Annotated in this window: 2 protein-coding genes and 1 pseudogene; 2 read left to right on the plus strand and 1 reads right to left on the minus strand. The window is 59.5% G+C overall.

Annotated features, from left to right (window positions below; translation table 11 throughout):
- Positions 1-46 precede the first annotated feature (46 nt).
- Together guaB and guaA are read left to right on the plus strand one after the other, a co-directional pair.
- Positions 47-1,516, plus strand: coding sequence for an IMP dehydrogenase (gene guaB / locus ACRESD_RS20955; protein ID WP_248132414.1), 1,470 nt, complete (start codon positions 47-49; stop codon positions 1,514-1,516).
- An 82-nt stretch (positions 1,517-1,598) separates the two neighbouring features.
- Positions 1,599-3,176, plus strand: a complete 1,578-nt coding sequence (guaA, locus tag ACRESD_RS20960) for a glutamine-hydrolyzing GMP synthase (protein WP_431752650.1) — start codon at positions 1,599-1,601, stop codon at positions 3,174-3,176.
- A 163-nt stretch (positions 3,177-3,339) separates the two neighbouring features.
- Here the strand turns inward: guaA and ACRESD_RS20965 are convergent.
- Positions 3,340-3,729: pseudogene (locus ACRESD_RS20965) on the minus strand (TerD family protein); the annotation flags it as partial.

Raw genomic sequence — 3,729 nt, forward strand, 5'->3', positions numbered from 1 at the left:
TGTATATAATGGCGCGCTTCCATTTTCCCGCTCGGGAGCCCCCGCGATGCTGCGTATCAGCCAAGAAGCTCTGACATTCGACGACATTCTCCTAGTGCCCGGTTATTCCGAGGTGCTTCCTAACGAAGTCAGTCTCAAGACCCGCCTAACCCGTGGCATCGAGCTGAATATTCCTCTGGTTTCCGCTGCCATGGACACCGTCACTGAAGCCCGTCTGGCCATCGCCATGGCTCAGGAAGGCGGCATTGGCATCATCCACAAGAACATGACCATCGAGCAGCAAGCTGCCGAAGTGCGCAAGGTCAAGCGTTACGAAGCCGGTGTGGTGAAAGATCCGATCACCATCGAAGCCGACGCCACCGTGCGTGACCTGTTCGAACTCACCCGCATGCACAACATCTCCGGCGTCCCGGTATTGCACGATGGCGACCTGGTCGGCATCGTCACTTCCCGTGACGTGCGTTTCGAGAACCGTCTTGAAGTCACCGTCCGCGAAGTGATGACGCCCAAAGAGCGTCTGGTCACTGTCAAGGAAGGCGCCGACAAGAACGATGTGCGCGAACTGCTGCACAAGCACCGCATCGAGCGCGTGCTGATCGTCGACGACAAATTCGCCCTCAAAGGCATGATGACCGTCAACGACATCGAAAAAGCCAAGGCTTACCCGCTGGCCAGCAAGGATGACCAAGGTCGTCTGCGCGTAGGTGCTGCCGTTGGTACCGGTAAAGACACCGGCGACCGTGTTTCGGCTCTGGTCGCTGCCGGCGTTGACGTGGTGGTGGTCGACACTGCCCACGGTCACTCCAAAGGCGTGATCGACCGCGTGCGTTGGGTCAAACAGAATTTCCCTGAAGTCCAGGTGATCGGCGGCAACATTGCCACCGGCGCTGCCGCCAAGGCCCTGGCCGAAGCGGGCGCGGACGCAGTCAAGGTCGGTATCGGCCCGGGCTCGATCTGCACCACCCGTATCGTTGCCGGTGTCGGCGTGCCGCAAATCAGTGCCATCGCCAACGTCGCCGCTGCCCTTGAAGGCACTGGCGTTCCGTTGATCGCCGATGGCGGCATCCGTTTCTCCGGTGACCTGTCCAAGGCCATCGTAGCCGGTGCTTCCTGCGTGATGATGGGCTCGATGTTCGCCGGTACTGAAGAAGCTCCGGGCGAGATCGAACTGTTCCAGGGGCGTTCGTACAAGGCTTACCGCGGCATGGGTTCGCTGGGCGCCATGTCCCAGGCGCAAGGTTCCTCCGACCGTTACTTCCAGGACTCCTCGGCAGGCGCCGAGAAGCTCGTCCCGGAAGGCATCGAAGGCCGTGTGCCGTACAAGGGCACCCTGAGCGCGATCATCCATCAACTGATGGGCGGCCTGCGTTCCTCGATGGGCTACACCGGTAGCGCCGACATCGAAGAGATGCGCACCAAGCCAGAGTTCGTACGGATCACCGGCGCCGGCATGGCTGAATCCCATGTCCACGACGTGCAGATCACCAAGGAAGCGCCAAACTACCGCGTAGGTTGAGGCTTCCAGAAAAACATTAAGTAACCGGGGCTGTTTTATTCAGCCCCGAGTTGTTTCTGATTCACTAGACGAGACTGACTTCATGGCCCTCGACATTCACGCCCACCGCATCCTGATCCTCGACTTCGGTTCCCAGTACACCCAACTGATCGCCCGCCGCGTGCGTGAAATCGGCGTGTACTGCGAACTGCATCCGTTCGACATGGACGACGAAGCGATCCGCGAATTCGCCCCCAAAGGCGTCATCCTCGCCGGTGGCCCCGAGTCCGTGCACGAAGCCAACAGCCCGCGTTGCCCGCAAGCCGTATTCGACCTGGGCGTGCCCGTCTTCGGTATCTGCTACGGCATGCAGACCATGGCCGAGCAACTGGGCGGCAAGGTCGAAGGTTCCGAACTGCGTGAATTCGGTTATGCCCGTGTCGACGTGGTCGGCAAGAGCCGCCTGCTGGACGGCATCGAAGATCACATTGACGCCGACGGCCTGTTCGGCCTCGACGTATGGATGAGCCACGGTGATAAGGTCACCAAGATGCCGGAAGACTTCCACATCCTGGCCAGCACCCCGAGCTGCCCGATCGCCGGCATGTTCAGCGACGAGCGTCGTTACTACGGCGTGCAGTTCCACCCAGAAGTGACCCACACCAAGCAAGGCGGCCGCATCCTGTCGCGCTTCATCCTCGACATCTGCGAGTGTGAAGCCCTGTGGACCCCGTCGAAGATCGCTGAAGACGCCATTGCTCAAGTGCGTGCTCAAGTCGGCACCGACAACGTGCTGCTCGGCCTGTCCGGCGGCGTTGACTCCTCCGTGGTTGCTGCGCTGCTGCACAAAGCCATCGGCGACCAACTGACCTGCGTCTTCGTCGACAACGGCCTGCTGCGCCTGCACGAAGGCGAGCAAGTGATGGCCATGTTCGCCGAGAACATGGGCGTCAAGGTGATCCGCGCCAATGCCGAAGATCAGTTCTTGAATAACCTGGCCGGCGAGTCCGACCCGGAGAAGAAGCGCAAGATCATCGGTCGCACCTTCATCGACGTATTCGATGCCCAGTCCAACAAACTGGACAACATCAAGTTCCTCGCCCAGGGCACTATTTACCCAGACGTGATCGAGTCGGCCGGCGCCAAGAGCGGCAAGGCCCACGTGATCAAGTCCCACCACAACGTGGGTGGCCTGCCGGATGAAATGAATCTCAAGCTGGTAGAACCGCTGCGCGAACTGTTCAAGGACGAAGTCCGCCGTCTGGGCCTGGAACTGGGCCTGCCGTACGACATGGTCTACCGCCACCCATTCCCAGGCCCGGGCCTGGGCGTGCGTATCCTCGGTGAAGTGAAGAAGGAATACGCCGACCTGCTGCGTCGCGCCGACCACATCTTCATCGAAGAACTGCGCAAGGCCGATTGGTACCACAAAGTCAGCCAGGCATTCGTGGTGTTCCAGCCGGTGAAATCCGTTGGCGTCGTTGGCGATGGCCGTCGTTACGCCTGGGTCGTGGCCCTGCGTGCGGTGGAAACCATCGACTTCATGACCGCCCGTTGGGCACACCTGCCGTACGAACTGCTGGAGACCGTCAGCGGCCGTATCATCAATGAGATTGAAGGCATCTCGCGCGTTACTTATGACGTGTCGAGCAAGCCGCCAGCGACGATTGAGTGGGAGTGATTGGGCATCTGCACTGATTAGAGTGCAGCGCTAGACTCGGACTAGCGCAGGAAGGGCCTTAGCCAATGCCAGTCAGTTTTGCTGACTGGCATTTTTGTTTTTGGGCAGAAAACTCCGAAGTAAAACCCGTCGTTTCAATGAGCGACAAAGGCTGGCGTAAGTATTAGAGAAACTGTGATCGGATCAAATCCGTATCGAACGGTGTGATCCCTTGATCAGGCGCAAACACCGATTGTGCTTGCTGCGGTGAAGGCACTCGTTCTCCCCGTGCTTGAACATGCAAATCGAACAGAGTCTCCAAGTCCGGTCTTGGCGTATGTACCAATGCTCGCAGCATTAACGAAACCCCGCTGAGGTTGTTTCCGACGTTGTTCCATCGCGGAGATGAAGTGAGCCCCAAGTCGGCCCAAATCGTGCGGCGCTCCAGTAAGTCCATCACGAATGGCAAACAGATCACTGTGTCGGATGCGATATCGATACGGTCGAACACGGAGCGCGGCTCGAATACTTCACCCGACGCAGTGTCGGCGCGCGCCATCCAGCCCGCGAAGCA

The organism is Pseudomonas sp. (assembly GCF_050739995.1).
GTDB lineage: Bacteria > Pseudomonadota > Gammaproteobacteria > Pseudomonadales > Pseudomonadaceae > Aquipseudomonas.